14 protein-coding genes and 1 other annotated feature are annotated in these 19,487 nt (G+C 40.4%); of the genes, 12 read left to right on the plus strand and 2 right to left on the minus strand.

Annotation, left to right across the window (positions count from 1 at the left end):
* Window positions 1-58 precede the first annotated feature (58 nt).
* Window positions 59-1,294, plus strand: a complete 1,236-nt coding sequence (fabF, locus tag R2B77_RS02675; RefSeq protein WP_203245998.1) for a beta-ketoacyl-ACP synthase II — start codon at window positions 59-61, stop codon at window positions 1,292-1,294.
* A 1,513-nt stretch (window positions 1,295-2,807) separates the two neighbouring features.
* On the opposite strand, the gene trpS is transcribed toward fabF, so the two are convergent.
* Entirely contained in the window at window positions 2,808-3,794 is a 987-nt protein-coding gene (gene trpS / locus R2B77_RS02680; RefSeq protein ID WP_203245999.1) for a tryptophan--tRNA ligase, read from the minus strand.
* A gap of 150 nt (window positions 3,795-3,944) precedes the next feature.
* Window positions 3,945-4,156 (minus strand) — a binding site (T-box leader).
* 64 nt (window positions 4,157-4,220) lie between these two features.
* Window positions 4,221-4,565, minus strand: coding sequence for a DUF3899 domain-containing protein (locus tag R2B77_RS02685; RefSeq protein ID WP_203246000.1), 345 nt, complete (start codon window positions 4,563-4,565; stop codon window positions 4,221-4,223).
* Window positions 4,566-4,804: 239 nt separating this feature from the next.
* On the opposite strand from R2B77_RS02685, the gene R2B77_RS02690 reads away from it, so the two are divergent.
* The 11 genes from R2B77_RS02690 (at window position 4,805) to R2B77_RS02740 (ending at window position 18,833) form a co-directional block, all read left to right on the plus strand.
* Entirely contained in the window at window positions 4,805-6,511 is a 1,707-nt protein-coding gene (locus R2B77_RS02690; RefSeq protein ID WP_203246001.1) for a peptide ABC transporter substrate-binding protein, read from the plus strand.
* Between the two features lie 343 nt (window positions 6,512-6,854).
* Window positions 6,855-7,784 carry an oligopeptide ABC transporter permease gene (gene opp3b, locus R2B77_RS02695; protein ID WP_203246002.1) on the plus strand — a complete coding sequence of 310 codons (930 nt, stop codon included), beginning with the start codon at window positions 6,855-6,857 and terminating at the stop codon, window positions 7,782-7,784.
* On the plus strand, window positions 7,784-8,803 hold the full coding sequence (opp3C, locus tag R2B77_RS02700; protein ID WP_212391056.1) for an oligopeptide ABC transporter permease: 1,020 nt from the start codon (window positions 7,784-7,786) through the stop codon (window positions 8,801-8,803). Before opp3b ends, opp3C begins: the two co-directional genes overlap by 1 nt.
* Window positions 8,804-8,817: 14 nt before the next feature.
* Window positions 8,818-9,882, plus strand: coding sequence for an ABC transporter ATP-binding protein (locus R2B77_RS02705; RefSeq protein ID WP_203246003.1), 1,065 nt, complete (start codon window positions 8,818-8,820; stop codon window positions 9,880-9,882).
* The gene (locus tag R2B77_RS02710) at window positions 9,882-10,802 is read left to right on the plus strand and encodes an ABC transporter ATP-binding protein (RefSeq protein WP_203246004.1); all 921 of its coding nucleotides are present in this window, start codon (window positions 9,882-9,884) and stop codon (window positions 10,800-10,802) included. The genes R2B77_RS02705 and R2B77_RS02710 overlap by 1 nt, the downstream gene beginning before the upstream one ends.
* A 304-nt stretch (window positions 10,803-11,106) precedes the next feature.
* The gene (locus tag R2B77_RS02715; RefSeq protein ID WP_212391131.1) at window positions 11,107-12,312 is read left to right on the plus strand and encodes a putative glycoside hydrolase; all 1,206 of its coding nucleotides are present in this window, start codon (window positions 11,107-11,109) and stop codon (window positions 12,310-12,312) included.
* Window positions 12,313-12,717: 405 nt separating this feature from the next.
* A complete protein-coding gene (gene spxA / locus R2B77_RS02720) occupies window positions 12,718-13,113 on the plus strand; it encodes a transcriptional regulator SpxA (protein ID WP_203246566.1) in 396 nt (131 codons plus the stop codon).
* 516 nt (window positions 13,114-13,629) lie between these two features.
* The gene (gene mecA, locus R2B77_RS02725) at window positions 13,630-14,292 is read left to right on the plus strand and encodes an adaptor protein MecA (RefSeq protein ID WP_203246007.1); all 663 of its coding nucleotides are present in this window, start codon (window positions 13,630-13,632) and stop codon (window positions 14,290-14,292) included.
* 41 nt (window positions 14,293-14,333) lie between these two features.
* Complete coding sequence (locus R2B77_RS02730) at window positions 14,334-15,530, plus strand: competence protein CoiA (RefSeq protein WP_203246008.1); 1,197 nt, start codon at window positions 14,334-14,336, stop codon at window positions 15,528-15,530.
* Between the two features lie 51 nt (window positions 15,531-15,581).
* Complete coding sequence (gene pepF, locus R2B77_RS02735) at window positions 15,582-17,402, plus strand: oligoendopeptidase F (RefSeq protein WP_203246009.1); 1,821 nt, start codon at window positions 15,582-15,584, stop codon at window positions 17,400-17,402.
* A gap of 552 nt (window positions 17,403-17,954) precedes the next feature.
* Window positions 17,955-18,833, plus strand: coding sequence for a nuclease-related domain-containing protein (locus R2B77_RS02740; RefSeq protein ID WP_203246010.1), 879 nt, complete (start codon window positions 17,955-17,957; stop codon window positions 18,831-18,833).
* Window positions 18,834-19,487: the final 654 nt, after the last annotated feature.

The raw sequence follows: 19,487 nt of genomic DNA on the forward strand, positions 1-19,487 counted from the left end.
TATGAAGTGAAAAACAGGGAATGGGTTCATTAACTAGATAGAAGGGAAGTATTGTCACATGGGAAAAAGACGTGTAGTCATAACAGGAATCGGAGCAATTTCTCCGGTCGGAAATTCGGCTGAGGAGTCATGGCAGTCGGTTTTAGCAGGGAAATCTGGTGTTGGGCCATTAACTAGGCTCGATAGCGACCAGTTTCCAGTAAAAGTAGCAGCGGAAGTAAAGGATTTTGACATAGAGGAGTATATCCCACGGAAAGACGCACGTAAAATGGACCGTTTCACGCATTACGCGTTAGCAGCTTCTGTCATGGCGATGAAAGATGCAAACCTTGAATTAGAAGGGGAATTGGCACTTCGGACAGGTGTGTGGATTGGTTCTGGAATCGGGGGGATGGAAACGCATGAGCAGCAATTTAAGACATTCCTTGAAAAAGGGTATCGTCGTGTGAGTCCATTTTTCGTTCCGATGATGATTCCTGATATGGCATCAGGTCAAGTATCGATTCATCTTGGTGCAAAAGGCATTAACTCTTGTACGGTAACGGCTTGTGCATCTGGTACAAATTCGATTGGGGATGCATTTGAAGTGATTCGTCGCGGGGATGCAGATGTGATGATTACGGGCGGGGCTGAAGCGCCGATTACAACGATGTCGGTTGCTGGTTTTTGTGCCAATACGGCGTTGTCATTAAATCCAGATCCAGCAACAGCTTCACGTCCGTTCGATGCAGAACGGGATGGCTTTGTTATTGGTGAAGGAGCAGGTATCCTAATTCTTGAAGAGTATGAACATGCGATAGCGCGTGGTGCAAAAATTTACGCTGAGCTAGTTGGCTATGGTTCAACGGGGGATGCACATCATATTACGGCACCAGCTCCGGGTGGAGAAGGCGGCGCACGCGCAATGGCTCAGGCGATTGAACAAAGCGGCATCGCTCCGGATCAAATCGACTACATTAATGCACATGGAACGAGCACGCCGTATAATGATTTATTCGAAACGATGGCAGCTAAAACCGTTTTCGGTGAACATGCGTATAAGCTTGCGATGAGTTCAACGAAATCAATGACTGGTCATTTATTAGGTGCGGCAGGTGGATTGGAAGCTATTTTCACAGTAAAGGCTTTGCAGGAAGGTATTTTGCCACCGACAACTAATTTTGTCAATGCGGATCCTGAATGTGACCTTGATTATGTGACGGAGGGTGCGCGTAAGGCGGAGATCGAGTACGCAATGAGCAACTCACTTGGCTTCGGCGGACATAACGCTTCGCTTGTTTTTAAGAAAATTTAAGATGTATTGGGCGTCCCAGTTAAATGGGGCGTCTTTTTTGATTTGAGTGAGGAGTGGGGTGTTTGTCATTACAGTTCGACATTTTATCCTTACAGTTTGTGCGTTTACACTGACAGTTCTGCGTTTTACTCTTACAGTTTACCTGTTTACACTGACAGTTCCGATTTACTCTTACAGTTCGCTCGCCTACTCTAACAGTTCTCCGTTTTACTCTTACAGAATGCCCGTTTACACTGACAGTTCTGCGTTTTACTCTAACAGTTTACCTGTTTACACTGACAGTTCTGCGTTTTACTCTAACAGTTTACCTGTTTACACTGACAGTTCTGCGTTTTACTCTAACAGTTTACCTGTTTACACTGACAGTTCTGCGTTTTACTCTAACAGTTTACCTGTTTACACTGACAGTTCTGCGTTTTACTCTAACAGTTTACCTGTTTACACTGACAGTTCTGCGTTTTACTCTAACAGTTTACCTGTTTACACTGACAGTTCCGTTTTACTCTTACATTTTACCTGCCTACTCTAACAGTTCTCCGTTTTAATCTTACAGCTTGCACGTTTACACTGACAGTTCCGATTACCTCTTACAGTTTGCCTCCCTACTCTAACAGTTCTGCGTATTCCTCTTACAGTTTGTCCGTTTACTCTGAGAGTTCCGTTTTACTCTTGCAGTTCGCCTGTATAACCTGACAGTTCTCAGTTTTACTCTTACAGTTTGCCTGCCTACTCTAACAGTTCAGCGTTTTCCTCTTACAGTTTGTCCGTTTACTCTGAGAGTTCCGTTTTACTCTTGCAGTTCGCCTGTTTACACTGACAGTTCCGATTTCCTCTTACAGTTTGCCTGCCTACTCTAACAGTTCTGCGTTTTCCTCTTACAGTTTGTCCGTTTACTCTGACAGTTCCGTTTTACTCTTGCAGTTCGCCTGTTTACACTGACAGTTCTCCGTTTTACTCTTACAGTTTGCCTGTTTACACTGACAGTTCCGATTTCCTCTTGCAGTTCGCCTGTTTACACTGACAGTTCCCATTTACTCTTAAAGTTTGCCCGTTTACTCTGACAGTTCCGTTTTACTCTTACAGTTTACCCGTTTACACTGACAGTTCCGATTTACTCTTACAGTTTACCCGTTTACACTGACAGTTCCGTTTTACTCTTACAGTTTACCCGTTTACACTGACAGTTCCCATTTTTCCTCTTAAAGTTCGCCAACCTACACTGACAGTCCATCAATTCACCATAATAGTTCCACCAGTCCTTCAATAATAAAAGCCCCCTTCGTCTAAAAGGGGGCCATGCAGTCATATAATTAAAGAAAATTCAAAGGAAGATGTACAATGACACGCCTATTCCTGTTTCTTATCAGTTATGGACTAATTGTTGTTACCGTATCGAATATGATTTTTTATTTTAATTATCGAGCACTTGGATATGAATGGCAACAGATTTTCTACTATATTTTGCATACTGCCGACTTCATGCTCTTTGTACTAGCCGTGTTGGTACTTATTCTTACCGTCTACGTCCGAGTCCCATCGCGGCTTCCATCTTCCCGAGGGTAACAGATGCAATGGCATGTGCTTTCTCGGCACCTTTGTCTAGAATATCGTCAAGTGCAGGCGATTCGAGCAACTCGTAATATTTATCTTGGATTGGAGAAAGGTGGTTAATGACTGTTTCAGCAACGCCAGCTTTGAATGCTCCGTAGCCAAGACCTTCATATTTAATAACTAAATCGTCGATAGATATGCCGCTTAGTGCTGATTCAATTGTTAACAGGTTGGATACGCCAGGTTTATTTTCCACATCATAAGCCACAACACCGTCTGAATCAGTTACTGCGCTCTTGATTTTTTTCTCGATTTCCTTCGGTGTATCTAGAAGTGAGATCGTTCCTTTTTTATTCGGATCAGATTTACTCATTTTTTTCAAAGGTTCTTGAAGCGATTTAATGCGCGCACCATTTTTAGGGATGCGAATTTCTGGAATTGTCAGTACATCGCCGTAGCGTTTATTAAAGCGCTCAGCCAAATCACGTGTCAATTCAACATGCTGCTTCTGGTCATCACCGACTGGAACGATATCCGTGTTATATAGAAGGATATCGGCAGCCATTAATGGTGGGTATGTCAAAAGTGCGGATGAGACACCTTCTTTACCATCTGATTTATCTTTGAACTGTGTCATGCGCTCTAGTTCTCCGATATACGAAATACATTGCATAATCCATCCAGCTTGTGCGTGCGCTGGAACTTCGGATTGGATGAACAATACCGCTTTTTCTGGATCAATCCCAGTTGCTACATACAGTGCAGCGAGCGAACGAATCGCTTTTGCCAATTCTGTTGGGTCTTGTTGAATAGTGATTGCATGCTGATCAACAATGCAAAATAGGCATTGCTGTTCGTGTTGCAACTCCGTAAATTGTCGGAACGCCCCGATATAGTTGCCAAGCGTCACAATTCCAGTAGGCTGTACACCTGAAAAAATAGTTTTCATAAAAAAATCTCCTCCAATTCTGATAATTGCCGCGGCTAAAGTGCGCGGTATCCTGTCGCAAATGAAGGCAACCAAAGAACGCCGCGTCCTGCGGAAATGGTTGCACACCCACGTCCTGTAGACGAATAAAAAACATCAGCCGTCCCCTGTAAAAGGGACGACTGATGTTTATCAACCGTGGTACCACCCGAATTGCCCGAAGGCCACTCAAATACCCTTAACGCGGGGGACGTGACAAGCTACATAAAATTTCACTTGTCAGGCTCAGGAACCCATTCATTCAATGCCGTTTACCTGTTTGCACCAACCACAGGCTCTCTAGAAAACGACGACTGGACTACTATTTCCCTCATGGCCATTCGCTCAATTGTTTTCAAAATTATAATACAACACTGATTGGTTTGCAATAGACACGCTTCGTTTTACTTAGAAATAATAAATAACAAGCCCAATCCCCATGACGATTAAAATAAGGGCGCCAGTTCCTAAAAATGGGGAAACGGGTGCTGAAAAAATTTCAGAGGGCGTTCGCATGGACATAACATCCTCCATTCGTCTCTTCGGTGTAAGCATTTTTCGCATTGTAACAGTGAATACATCAAAAAAACCAGTAGAAAATACAAAAATAACTAAACCAATAAACGTAATCGTCCCTCCGATAAGAAAAGATGAATTTATATAGGAGAGTAATGTCAGTTCTTTAAAATAGGCAAGCATAATCAAGACAATTACTAGATGTGCAATGAAGAAATTTCGAATCACTTTTTTCATATTCTCACCTCAATTCTGAATAATAATATAGGATTACTACTAAAAAATCAATAAACTGCAGTTTATTCCGAAATCAGAAATATTGGAATATAACGTTATAAACGCTGATACAATCAGTTTTTCAATAAAATATCTGTCGTAGAACACGATGAAATAGAAAAAAGGGATGTACAACTAGAAGAATCATTGTATAATAATATTGTAAGTAGTTTTCAGACAATTTTGAGGAGGTCATTGATTTGAAAAACCACAAATTTATGTGGCTTGTAAGCATTTTGCTTGTACTAAGCGCGTTCCTTGCGGCGTGTGGCGACAAAACAGAAGATGCAGGCACTAAAGATCCAGTCAAAGAAGAAGACAAACCGGTTGCTGAGACTCCGGAAGCAGAACTACCACAAGTATTGAACCTGATTGAATCTGCGGAAATTCCATCCATTGACTCATCAGTTTCAGAAGATGCTGTTGGTTTTAACGTACTAAACAACATCATGGAAGGGCTTTACCGTTTAGACGCAGATAGCCTTCCAACACCTGGTATGGCTGATGGTGAGCCAGAAATTAGTGAAGACGGCTTAACGTATACGTTCAAACTTCGTGATGCACAATGGTCTAACGGTACACCTGTTACTGCACATGACTTCGTCTATGCTTGGCAACGTGCAATCGATCCAGCTACTGGTTCTCCTTATGGACCATACTTGATGGCTGGTATGATTAAAAATGCAACTGAAATCGGCGAAGGTACTGCAGAAATTGCAGATCTTGGTATTACAGCACAAGACGATAAAACACTTGTTGTTGAACTTGAACGTCCGGTTGCTTATTTCTTATCATTAATGTCTTTCGGAACATTCTATCCACTTAACGAAGAATTTGTAACTGCTCAAGGCGATGCATATGCATCTAATTCTGACAGCATGATCTATAACGGCCCATTCTCATTAACTGACTGGGATGGTACGGGTAACTGGAAATATGTTAAAAACGAAAAGTACTGGGATGCTGCAACAGTACAACTTGAAGAGATCGTTGTTGACGTTGTGAAAGAAACTTCAACAGCTGTTCAACTATATGAACAAGGTAAAAAAGACCGTGTAACACTATCTGCTGAATATGCAATGCAATATCAAGATGATCCAAACATCATCAATGAGCTAGAAACAGCAGTATTCTATTTCAAATTGAATCAAGAACGTAATGGTGAAGCTACACCACTTGCAAATGCAGATATTCGTAAAGCGCTTGCACGTGCATTCAATAAAGAAGAAATGGCAGAAGCAGTACTTGCAAACGGTTCTATTGCTGCTAACTTCCTAGTTGCATCAGACTTCACGTTTGATGAAAACGGTAAAGACTTCCGTGATTATAGCGGAGAGCACACTTCTTATAACCCAGAAGAAGCACTTGAATACTGGGAAAAAGGTCTCGCTACACTTGGCGTAGACAGCTTAGAAATTGAAATTCTTGGTGGAGACACTGAAAACGCTAAGAAACAACAAGAATGGTTCAAATCAGAATTCGAAAGAAACCTTCCAGGTTTGACAATCAAACTAAAAGAAGTACCTTTCGCAGTTCGTCTTGAGCTTGATGACACTAGTGATTACGATATTCAATCAGCTGGATGGGGACCTGACTTCCAGGATCCAATCTCATTCATCGAATTGTTTGTAACAACTAGCCCGCAAAACAAAATGAATTACTCTAACCCTGCATATGATGCGCTTGTAGAATCTACAAAAACAACACTTGCGAATGATCCAGTCGCACGTTTTGAAGCATTTGCAGAAGCTGAGAAATTACTTCTAGATGAAGATACAGCTGTTATTCCACAGTACCAACGTGGAAGAATGGTTCTTATGAATCCTAATGTACAAGGTCTTGCTACACACCCATTCGGTGGAGACTACAGCTACAAATGGACATATATGGCTCCAGAAGCGAAGTAAGAATTTGAAAGTTTGAAATCTCATAGAAAAGAGAGTATATGGCCATTGCTGTCCATGTACTCTCTTTTTCACTGAAATCAAACTGTCTCAAAATTCATTGTATTATCCTCGTTCAGCAGAAAACTTCCACTTCTATAAGTGGTGGGGTGAATGTAGTTTGGTCTACTGTTCATCGGTTATCCTGAACGATGATAAAATCTCCGATGGATGTCACGGATTTTTAAGGGAGCTTTTCGAGCGTGTTCGAAAAAATCCGGACGCAATTACGCTTTTGCGTAATTGATTAGACTGTGAGAATTGAAAGTTTTATAGAGTGTATTGAAGATATTCAGGAGGTGCAAACATGGCAAAATATATTACTAAACGTGTAGTTTATATGTTCCTATCACTATTTCTCATAGCGTCATTTACATTTGTGCTTATGAAACTGCTTCCAGGTTCCCCGTTAGCTTCCGCAGCAAAATTATCCATTGAGCAAAGGGAAGTTGTCTATGAAAAGTATGGCTTGAATGATCCAATTCCAGTGCAATATGTTCGGTATATGGGGAACCTAGCTAAAGGCGACTTCGGTGTATCATTCCAATATAAGAGTGCCGATGTAAAGGATTTAATTGTGAAAAAATTGAAATACTCAGCTCTATTAGGTAGCCAAGCACTTATTTTCGGGACGTTAATCGGAATTGTTCTTGGAATGATTGCAGCATTAAAACAAAATACAGTTTGGGATTACGGTAGTACAATTATTGCAATTATTGGTATATCCGTTCCCTCATTTGTTTTCGCAGTACTTTTACAATATGTCTTTGCAGTATGGCTCGAATGGCTGCCTGTAGGATTATGGGAAGGATGGAAGTCAAGTATTCTACCATCTATCGCATTAGCTATGGGACCAGTTGCAATTGCTGCGAGGTTTATCCGTACGGAAATGATCGAGGTATTAAGTTCGGATTATATTTTGTTAGCAAGAGCGAAGGGCGCGAATGGCTTTGAAATCGCTTTCAAACATGCGTTTCGTAACGCGTTGATTCCGCTTATTACGATACTTGGCCCAGTTGCCGCAGGACTATTGACAGGTTCTCTCGTTGTTGAGCAGATTTTCGCAGTACCGGGTATCGGTGAGCAGTTCGTAAAATCTATTAACTCGAATGACTTTGCCGTCATTATGGGGACGACGATATTCTTCTCCATTTTCTTAATTGTGATTATTTTAATCGTGGATATTTTATATGGGGTTATTGACCCGCGTATCCGTTTGTCTGGAGGTTCCAAGTAATGACGAATAATATGGAGAAATTACCGAAAGATTCATTTGAACAGATTACAGTCGATAGTTCACAAGCAGAAAAAATTTCAAAGCCAAGTTTAAGCTTTTGGCAGGATGCTTGGTTACGTATTCGTAAAAATAAAGCTGCGATTGTTAGTATGTTTATCCTCATTTTTATCGTGTTCATGGCTTTCGTTGGACCGTTTATGGTTGAGCATGATCCAGAGAATGTAAGAGTAACACATGCTAATTTACCACCAAAAGTGCCAGGTCTTGAAAAGTTAGGGATTTTTGATGGAGAGGGAAAACTTGGTTCAAAAACACTAGATCTTTATGAGTTGAAAAAAATAGATGAGTACTATTGGTTTGGAACGGACAGCCTTGGACGTGACCTATTTTCACGTATATGGAAAGGGACACAAATTTCCTTGCTTATTGCTTTTGTAGCAGCTGTCATTGACGTTGTGATTGGTGTTATTTACGGTGGGATCTCCGGCTATTATGGAGGAAGAACCGATGACATCATGCAGCGTATTGTTGAAATACTGGTTGGTATCCCAACGTTAGTTATCGTGATTCTCATGATTATGATTATGGAGGCAGGGATATTATCCATCATCATTGCGATAACGATAACCGGATGGATTGGGATGTCGCGGATTGTACGCGGACAAGTGTTGAAATATAAAAATATGGAGTTTGTCCTTGCAGCTAAAACACTAGGCGCAAGTAATACGCGTATTATTAGTAAGCACTTACTGCCGAATTTGATGGCAATCGTTATTATTAATATGATGTTCACGATTCCGACTGCCATTTTCTTTGAGGCATTTTTAAGCTTCATCGGACTTGGACTGCAGGCGCCGCATGCATCACTAGGAACACTTATTAATGACGGGTATAAGTTTATTGCGTATCAGCCATATATGCTATTATTCCCTTCATTGGTATTGAGTTTGCTCATGATTGCGTTCAACTTAATTGGAGACGGATTGCGTGATGCACTCGATCCGAAAATGAAAGATTAAAGGAGGAAAGCAAAATGGAGAAAATTGTTGAAGTGAAAAACCTGGAGCTTTCCTTCCATACTTTTGCAGGTGAAGTGAAAGCAATCCAAGGTGTAAATTTTGAGGTGTTTAAAGGGGAAACGCTTGCCATTGTTGGTGAGTCGGGGTCAGGTAAATCGGTGACAACAAAATCGATTATGCGACTTCTACCAAAATCGAGCACGGAGTATAAAAATGGTGAGATATTATTTGACGGAAAAGATCTGTTGAAAATATCTGAAAGAGATATGCAAAAAGTACGTGGAAAAGATATTTCGATGATTTTCCAAGATCCGATGACTTCACTTAATCCAACGATGCCAATTGGTAAACAGATTATGGAACCACTGTTTAAACACCAAAAGCTTGGAAAAGGAGAAGCATGGAAAAAAGCAGTTGAATTGTTGGGTCTGGTCGGTATGCCACAACCAGAAATGCGTATGAAGCAATACCCTCACCAATTCTCAGGTGGTCAACGTCAACGTATCGTTATCGCTGTTGCATTGGCGTGTAATCCGAAAATCCTTATTGCAGATGAGCCGACAACGGCACTCGACGTGACGATTCAAGCCCAAATCCTTGAATTGATGAAGGATTTACAGAAAAAGATTGATACGTCGATTATCTTTATTACACATGACCTTGGTGTCGTGGCAAACGTTGCGGATCGTGTAGCCGTTATGTATGGTGGGCGGATTGTAGAAGTGGGGACGGTGGATGAAATCTTCTATAACCCACAACACCCGTATACTTGGGGACTGCTAAGCTCAATGCCTTCACTAGATGCAACAGAAGAGAAGTTATATGCGATACCTGGTACGCCTCCGGATTTATTGAATCCACCAAAAGGAGATGCCTTTGCGCTGCGTAGTGAATATGCGATGAAAATCGATATGGAACAAGTGCCGCCGTTATTTAAAGTAAGTGAAACGCATTATGCTGCAACATGGTTACTCCATCCGGATGCGCCGCAAGTGGAACCACCAGTAGCAGTTATCGAACGTATGAAGAGATTCCCGGGTAGCCGCTATTACGAAGGCAATGCAGGAGGTGTTCAGTAATGGCTGAAAAATTACTTGAAATTAAAAACTTAAAGCAGTATTTTAATGTCGGTAAAAAGAATGAAGTACGTGCAGTTGATGACATTACATTTGATATTTATAAAGGTGAAACACTTGGGCTTGTAGGAGAATCAGGCTGTGGAAAATCAACAACAGGTCGAACTATTATCCGTTTGTATAATGCGACGGGTGGGGAAGTTATTTACGACGGTGTTGATGTCCATACAAAGAAATCGAGAACAGAGCTAAAGGCGTTTAATCGGAAAATGCAAATGATTTTCCAAGATCCCTATGCATCATTGAACCCCCGCATGAAAGTGCTGGACATCATTGCAGAAGGGCTTGATATTCACGGCTTGGTGAAAAATCCAAAGGAGCGCACACAGCGTGTCCATGAGCTTCTAGAAACGGTAGGATTGAACCGTGAGCACGCCAATCGTTATCCACATGAGTTTTCGGGCGGTCAACGCCAACGTCTTGGAATTGCACGTGCATTAGCTGTTGAACCAGAATTCATCATTGCGGATGAGCCGATTTCCGCGTTAGATGTTTCCATTCAAGCGCAAGTCGTTAACTTGTTGAAAGAGCTCCAAGAGGAAAAAGGATTGACGTATTTATTCATCGCGCACGATTTGTCGATGGTCAAATATATCTCCGATCGAATCGGTGTGATGTATTACGGAAAACTTGTTGAGCTTGGTCCGGCTGAAACGTTATACACGGCACCGTTACATCCGTACACACAGTCCTTGCTATCCGCAATCCCGTTACCGGACCCTGACTACGAACGCAATCGGGTACGGAAAAGCTACGATCCAAAAGTGCATGAGTATAGTGAGGATGAAGAAGTGATCATGCGTGAAGTGACACCGGGACACTTTGTCCTTTGCTCACAACGCGAATTTGAAACGTTTAACTAAATTCAGCAGAAATAATCCACTTCTATAAGTGATGGGATAATGCTAGATATACCTTCAAATTTAGTGGGGGTTCAAACCCTAGCTGAATAAAGTTAAGCCTCCGGCGGATGTCACAATTTTTGAAGGGAGTTAATTGCGCACGCGCAATTCAAAATTTGGACGCAATTACGCCGAGCCGTAATTGATTAAGAAATAAGCAGTAAGGCGGCCGGTTTTCGACAAGAGAACCGGTCTTTTCATGTTTTTCTCTATTATTCGTCTAGCTGCTTTGTTAGAATGAAAGAATAGGAAGGTCGGTGTGAATATGAAAATAGTCAAGTGGATGTCAGCCGTGCTTCTTACAGCTGGATTGGCAATTCCGATGGTGGCCACTGCTGAAGAGGATCAGCAGATGGAAGATTTTGCACAACGTACATATGGATTTGAAGTGATTGATGAGCAACTGATTGCTGCGTCTCCGCTATTCCGCTTTGATTCTGGACTGACATTTACGTATCCGGATGCTGTTCGTGGTGTTTACGTAACAGGGCACTCAGCAGGGGGACAGCGCTTTGCGTATTTGACAAATTTACTCGATACGACAGATCTGAATGCCATGGTTATAGATATTAAAGATGATTTTGGCAATATTACGTATAAACCTGCGGATGATTCTCCTTTAAAAGCATTGGACATTGGTAAGCCCTACATAAAAGACCCGTATGCAATGTTAAAAACACTTGAAGAAAAAGAGATTTATCCGATTGCACGAATTGTTGTTTTTAAAGATAGTGTACTTGCAGAAAAACGTCCTGAGCTGTCTTTCATGGATGGTAATGAAGTATGGAAAAATGGACGAGGTGAATCCTTCGTTAATCCATTTATGAAGGAAGTATGGGATCATAACATCGCCATAGCAATTGAAGCAGCCAAAATGGGCTTCCAAGAAATTCAGTTCGACTATGTGCGCTTTCCAGAAGGCTTTGAAAAGCGTCATGATGCTTTGAAGTATACATTTGAAACATATGAGGCATCTGAACTTGATGCTGTCCAAAGACGTGTGGAAGCCATTACAGACTTTGTTGCGTATGCTAGAGAGCAATTGCAACCATACGGAGTTAAAGTCTCTGTAGATATCTTCGGCTACGCAGCAACGCTCCCAGAGGCTCCAGGGATTGGTCAAAACTTCTTGAAGATTTCCGGAAATGTGGATGTCATTTCCTCAATGATTTACCCGAGCCACTGGACATCCTATTTTGGTATTGCGAAACCGGATCTTGAGCCATACAAACTTGTGTCAGAATATGCTAAGATTGAAAATGCAAAATTAGCTGAACTCGAAAATCCGCCTGTATCGCGGCCGTGGATTCAAGACTTTAGCGCACCTTGGCTTGGAAAAGGTAATTATTTGAACTATGGTAAAGCAGAAGTTGAAGCACAGATTAAAGGGCTAAAGGATAACGGCATTGATGAGTATTTATTGTGGAACGCAGGAAATCGCTATTCTGAAGGTGTTAATTATAAACCGTAAAAAGAAAGTCCAGAAAAATTCTGGACTTTTTTGAATATAGATGAAACCTTTGCCCATTGATAAACGTATTATATAAGTGTAGGCATCCTAATTATTTTCAATTAGTACTCACCTAAATGAGAAAAGTTTTTATTTGACAAATCAGATGTTTAAATATTCAACTCACTGGGTATAACAGTATAGAGCCGAAATAAGTACGAGATGAAATTGCGATAAAGCCACTAACTATTGTGGAATTGTGACAAACCTATATCGTTTAGCAAATATTTTTCAAAAAGTGTATTCATCAGTAATGAATATGTGTATAATAGGGTTTAGTAATAACCACATTAAAATTATTCTAATTTAATTGTACAAATATAATTTTTACCATTCAATCCTACTGAAAGGAAGTGTCAGCATATGATGGTTACATTATTTACATCTCCAAGCTGTACATCATGTAGAAAAGCCAAAGCATGGTTGGAGGAACATGATATTCCGTATACAGAACGAAATATTTTTTCGGAACCTTTGAATATTGACGAGATAAAAGAAATTCTTCGCATGACAGAAGATGGAACAGATGAGATTATTTCAACGCGTTCGAAGATTTTCCAAAAGCTTAATGTAGATGTAGAAAGCTTACCGCTACAACGTCTATATGAGTTAATCCAAGAACATCCTGGCTTATTGAGAAGACCAATCATTCTCGATGAAAAAAGATTACAGGTAGGATATAATGAAGATGAGATTCGTCGTTTCCTACCGAGAAAAGTTAGAGCCTATCAGCTGCTTGAAGCGCGGCGCATGGTAAACTAATCCGACAATAGTGAAAGCTGATGGGAACTGACATTGAAAAATGCCGTAAACCCGTCAGCTTTTTTATTTTTATTCAGCGGACGATTTAACACGAGCTGAATAAACATAAAGCCTCTGGCGAATGTTACAGATTTTAATCCCTCATTCCTGAAGGGCTCAAGCTCGATTCAAAATCTGGAAGCAATTTCGCCGGGCGTAAATGATTTCTCTTGCTTTCCCGGAGGATGTTTTCTACAATGCTATTACTATCAAAATTATTCATCCTGAGGCAGAACCCTTTCAAATTTGGCAGGATGGTCATATATTAAGTATAAGCATTGCAGGATTTTTACGAACATTGATTGAAGGGGACGGTCAGATCCTGTTTAACTTGAATCAGCAATTTCTTTTGCTGATTCAGGTTAAGCCTCCGGAGGATGTTAGGGATTTTGAGGAGAGTTAATTGTGCTGTGCACACTTCAAAATCCCAACGCAATTACGCAGAGGCGTAAGTGATAGGAAGGGAGAGAATAAGAAATGGAAATAGAGCGCATTAACGAAAATACAGTTAAATTTTTTCTATCATATATTGACATTGAAGAACGCGGTTTTACGCGAGAAGAAGTTTGGTATAATCGCGACAAAAGTGAGGAACTTTTCTGGGAAATGATGGACGAAATCAATGACGAATCTGAGTTCGAAATTGAGGGACCACTGTGGATCCAGGTCCATGCGATGAGCGGTGGAATCGAAGTGACAGTAACTCGAGCGCAGATGTCCGATGATGGCGAAGCGTTAGACTCACCTTTCGGAATGGCTGATCCAAGAAAAATGTTTCCACATGAAAGTGAAATATTCGGCGAAGAGGAAGAAGTCATGCCGGATATGAGTGGTGGTACATTAGAATGGCTCGACAATGTATTTGTCTTCAAAGAATTTGATGACATCATTCCACTCGCTGAACGGATGAGTAGTTATAGCGTTGAGACTTCACTCTATTCATATGATGATCACTACTATTTGCATGTGGCATATGAGGATGAAACGATGGATGAAGGGCGTAAAACAGATTTATACAGTGTCGTATCTGAATTTGGAATGCCATCTAATCTAACAATCCATCGACTCAAGGAATACGGTAAAGTCGTCATGAATTCTGACGTATTTACTACCATTCAACATTATTTTGGAACGAAATAACAAACAAGCAGCTATCTAGGTGTAGGATAGCTGTTTTTTTCTTGCAATTAAATCGGAATATTTGTAAAATTGGGCAAAGGGAGGAGATTAACATACTAACAGCAAAATCGAAAAATGGAGAATTACTTATTCTAACGCCAGAGTTAACAAGGGATCAGTTAAGAAAATGGCGAAACTCACGTACATTCTTATGTCCCCAATGCAATGCACCCGTTAAATTAAAGGTAGGTGACATCGTCATTCCGCATTTTGCCCATAAAAAAGATACAGCCTGTTCGGCTACTTTTTCAGAAGGGGAAACGCCGGAGCATTTAATGGGAAAACAACAACTGTATGGATTGTTAAAAAAACGGGAAAAGCATGTAGAACTCGAACCTTTTTTGCGTATGTTATCACAGCGCCCCGACATTCTCGTGATTACAAAATCTGGTACGATACCTATCGAGTTTCAATGTAGTACGATTCCTATCTCGGAAATGGAGTCGAGATCTAATGGTTATCGAAGTATTGGCATGAAGCCGATTTGGATTTTGCATACCCCAACAAAATTCACTGGATTCGCTTACGGTGTCGGCCTGTTTCATTTTTCCAAGTACCACGAAAGTTTTTTTACCCACGTACACCCTGAAGGCTATACATTACTCACATATAAACCCCAAAAAGAACGCTTCTATTATTTTTCTAATCTTGTTCATGTTGCTGGTAAACGATATATTGGTATCCATCGTTCGTTATCAGTAGACAAGCAAGTATTTCCTTTTGCAAGGCCAAAAACACCAACTAAAGAAGAGCTTAAACAATATATATCTATCTATTTGGCAATGCGCAATGAATTTTTGCAATCTCGTATTTTATTGAGCAGAAGAGGTGTAAATGACCCTTTTTTAAGAATGTGTTATGAAATGCGTATGCACCCAACAAATCTTCCACAGTGGGTTGGGCTCCCAGTTGCTCATAGCGAGTCGTTTCGTGAACATGATTGTGAGTGGCAATTGAGTCTCATTTACTATATGAGACGTAAAGGGATGAGTTTCAAGGAGTTGACGGATGGCCACATTCGACACTTTATAAATAGAATGGAAATTCCAACTATGGGTAAAGAGAAAGCGTGCCAAGTATATCGCGATTTTCTAATCGCAGAAGGCATTGAGTCCTTTCAAAATCACCAAGTTATTGATGAAATGATTATTTTTAGGCTATTTTCTGAAAGATTGCTTGCAAAGCGGTATGAAAATTGAGAAAATAGAACTGATTCGCTTCCCGAAGTAACGGGAGAAGGGGGAATAAAGATGTCAGCAGAAACGAACAACAAAGTATTGACACGTGACGAGGTAATGGTGGAGGAAACTTGGCGTTTAGAGGATATTTTTGCATCAGATGAGGCATGGGAAAAAGCCTACACAGAAGTCGAGGAATTTTCCAACAAAGCAGCAAGTTTTAAAGGGACGCTGCATAATGGAGCAGATGCGCTCTATGCTGCTCTCACTTACCGTGATACGTTATCGGAAAGATTGCGCCGTCTTTATACGTATGCACATTTGAAGTCCGACCAAGATACGACAAACAGCTTCTATCAAGCGATGGATAGCCGTGTGAAAACTTTGTATGTAAAAGTGTCCACAGCCCTATCCTTCTTCTTACCGGAGCTATTGGCGATGGACGAAGCTCAATTGGACAGGCTAGTTGAATCGCATAAAGGATTGGGTCTGTATAAACAAGAATTTGAAGAAATTAATGCACAGAGGCCACATGTCTTGCCAGCTGAACAGGAGGCCCTTTTAGCGCAGCTATCAGAGGTGACTGGAAAATCTTCAGAAACGTTTAGCATGTTGAATAATGCAGATTTAACATTTCCGACAGTGAAAGACGAAAATGGTGAAGAAGTTGAATTATCACACGGTCGTTATATCCGATTTTTGGAAAGTGATGATGCTCGTGTTCGGGAGGATGCCTTCAAAGCAACGTACTCCAAATATGGAGAATTTCAAAATACGTTTGCATCGACATTATCGGGGAATGTGAAGCGTGATAACGTCAATGCAAGTATTCGCAATTATTCCTCAGCACGTCAATCAGCCATGTCGAATAATCATATTCCAGAACAGGTTTATGAAAATCTTGTATCGACCATTAATAAAAACGTGCATTTGCTTCAACGCTATGTAGCATTGCGTAAAAAAGTATTCGGCCTTGAAGAGCTTCATATGTGGGATATGTACGCGCCACTTGTCAAAGATGTGGATATGAAAATCCCGTATGAAGAAGCGGCTCAGACGATGCTTGCCAGCTTCCATCCGCTTGGTGCTGACTATGTTTCGATTGTTCAGGAAGGATTGGATAATCGTTGGGTCGATGTTCGTGAAAATAAAGGCAAACGCTCTGGTGCCTATTCTTCTGGCGCTTACGGTACAAATCCATATATTTTAATGAACTGGCAAGATAACGTCAGCAACTTGTTTACGTTAGCACATGAATTCGGACACAGTGTCCACAGCTATTACTCACGTAAAAGCCAGCCATTCGTTTACAGTGGATATTCCATATTCGTAGCAGAAGTAGCATCGACTGTGAATGAAGCTATTTTGAATGATCACCTGCTGAAAACGATTGACGATGAACAAAAACGTATTTATCTTCTGAACTATTGGTTGGATGGGTTCCGTGGGACGGTCTTCCGTCAAACGATGTTCGCTGAATTTGAGCATTTGATTCATCAGCTGGATCAGCAAGGTGTTGCCTTAACGGCTGACAAGCTAACAGAAGAGTATTATGCGCTAAATAAAAAATACTTTGGTGAAGATCTTGTCGTTGATAAGGAAATTGGTCTTGAATGGGCGCGAATTCCACACTTCTACTATAATTATTATGTCTATCAGTATGCGACAGGTTATAGTGCGGCAGTAGCGCTAAGCAATCAAATTTTGACGGAAGGTGAGCCAGCAGTCGAGCGTTATATTAATAACTTCTTGAAGGCAGGTTCTTCAGATTATCCGATTGAAGTGCTTAAAAAAGCGGGCGTCGACATGACAAGCGCTGCTCCAATTGAAGAAGCTTGTCGTGTCTTTGAAGAAAAGCTAAACGAATTAGAATCACTTCTTTTGAAAAAATAAACTGTTTTGTTTGCCTAGCCTCCTTGTCCTATTCAGTGGATGAGGAGGCTTTTTATTATTTCATAATAATTTTAGTGATCGTAATTGGTAAATTGGAATAGGCTGTTATATAGTAATGATATCTGTTGTATAACTATCAGTGATTGCTTCTTTCGAAAAATTAATTGTGACATTCATGTGAAATCGATTGTGAAAAGTTGCTGTTACTATTATTTTGTGATAAAGTAAGGATGTGAAATAGATCACATACCAAACATACACCCCTTTTGTTTGAACGTGAACATTTCTCCCATTCCCTTTGTAAAAGAGCATTCGCTTCCCCCCAGGAGCTGGATGCTCTTTTTTGTTTAAAGATTTATAAATCTGGTGTAGATAAATCATGCAGCTATTGTCAATTTCTATCCTTTTCAGTATAATTAAATAGAATTATCAGTTTACTAAAAGGAGATGAATCTCATAAGTACTACTATTCACAGAAAAAAACCTATTTTACTTCAAGAAATCCCTCGTTTGATTGCCCGGCTTCCCCCTGAACATCGAAAAGTCCAGTATTTGCAAAAACAACTTTATCGAATTGGTGCCGGCTACTCAGGAGAATGCAATGTCGATTCTTATATTGAACGAACTCAATTTCCACAGGTAATGAAGATCTTTACGGATGTCCATTTGTGTAATTCCCCAAAATTCACATTTCAGATTGATACTTTGATTATTACGGAGCGATACGTCCTAATTATAGAAGTGAAAACTCTGAAGGATTCAGTCCGATTTATACCCAATCCTCCTCACCTTGTGCAAGTACTTGAAACCGGCGACGAAGTGGTTCTCGATTGTCCGGTCTATCAAATTGAATCGAATAAGTCGAATCTCGATGAATGGCTTCGACGACGTGGAATTCATTTAAAAACACTTGGACTCCTTGTTCTCGCAAATCCAAATACAAAAGTGATAGATACCCCAAACGATTTCCCTATCATTTATAAAAAACAAATTCCTTTCTATCTGCAAAAGTTAAGATCGGCTGAAAGAATTCTCACAATTGGTAAAATAGAAGAGTTATCAGAGTTGCTCCACGCTGAACAACAGCAATTCAATCCGTTTCCTTTATGTTCCTATTATCATATTCAACCGGAAGATTTACGAAAAGGACTGTTATGTTCTAATTGTCATGGACAACTCCAACAGAAAAACAGAGAAACCTGGTATTGTCAGCGTTGTTCAAAGAAAGCCGAAGACCCTTATAACGATGGAATTCGGGATTGGTTTAAGCTTGTTAAAAATTCGATGACTAGCAGGGAATGTCGAAGTTTTTTGAATTTAAAAGATGGAAATGCAGCCTATTATATACTTTCAAAATCTACACTAATAAAACAAGGTAAATTCAAGTCTGCATTTTATATTGCGGATAGTCGAATAAATCGTCCGCGATAACAAGTTTAGGACCTTTCATTATTTTAGAAGGGTTCTTTTTAGTGTGGGAAAAAATAAAACTCCGTTATCGACATCGGGCAAAGGTGCTAGGTGAGAAATCTGGCAGGCAATTAGAGAAAGACGATAGACTTTAAGAGAAAGTAGGTAAACTGTAAGAGAAAACTTGCAAGCTGTCAGAGTAACTTGATGAACTATCAGTGAACGAGTGAATTGTAAGAGAAAACCGGCAAGCTGTCAGAGTAACTCGTTGAACTGTCAGTGAACAAGCGAACTGTAAGAGAAAGCGGACAAACTGTAAGAGAAAACCGGCAAGCTGTCAGAGTAACTCGTTGAACTGTCAGTGAACGAGCGGATTGTAAGAGAAAGTAGACAAACTCTAAGAGAAAGTAGACAAACTCTAAGAGAAAACTTGCAAGCTGTCAGAGTAACTTGATGAACTATCAGTGAACGAGCGAATTGTAAGAGAAAGTAGGTAAACTGTAAGAGAAAACTAGTAAACTGTCAGAGTAACTTGTTGAACTATCAGTGAACGAGCGAATTGTAAGGGAAAGTAGACAAACTGTAAGAGAAAACTTGCAAGCTGTCAGAGTAACTCGTTGAACTGTCAGAGAACGAGCGAATTGTAAGAGAAAGTAGACAAACTGTAAGAGAAAG

This window comes from Sporosarcina beigongshangi, from assembly GCF_033485195.1.
Lineage (GTDB): Bacteria > Bacillota > Bacilli > Bacillales_A > Planococcaceae > Sporosarcina > Sporosarcina beigongshangi.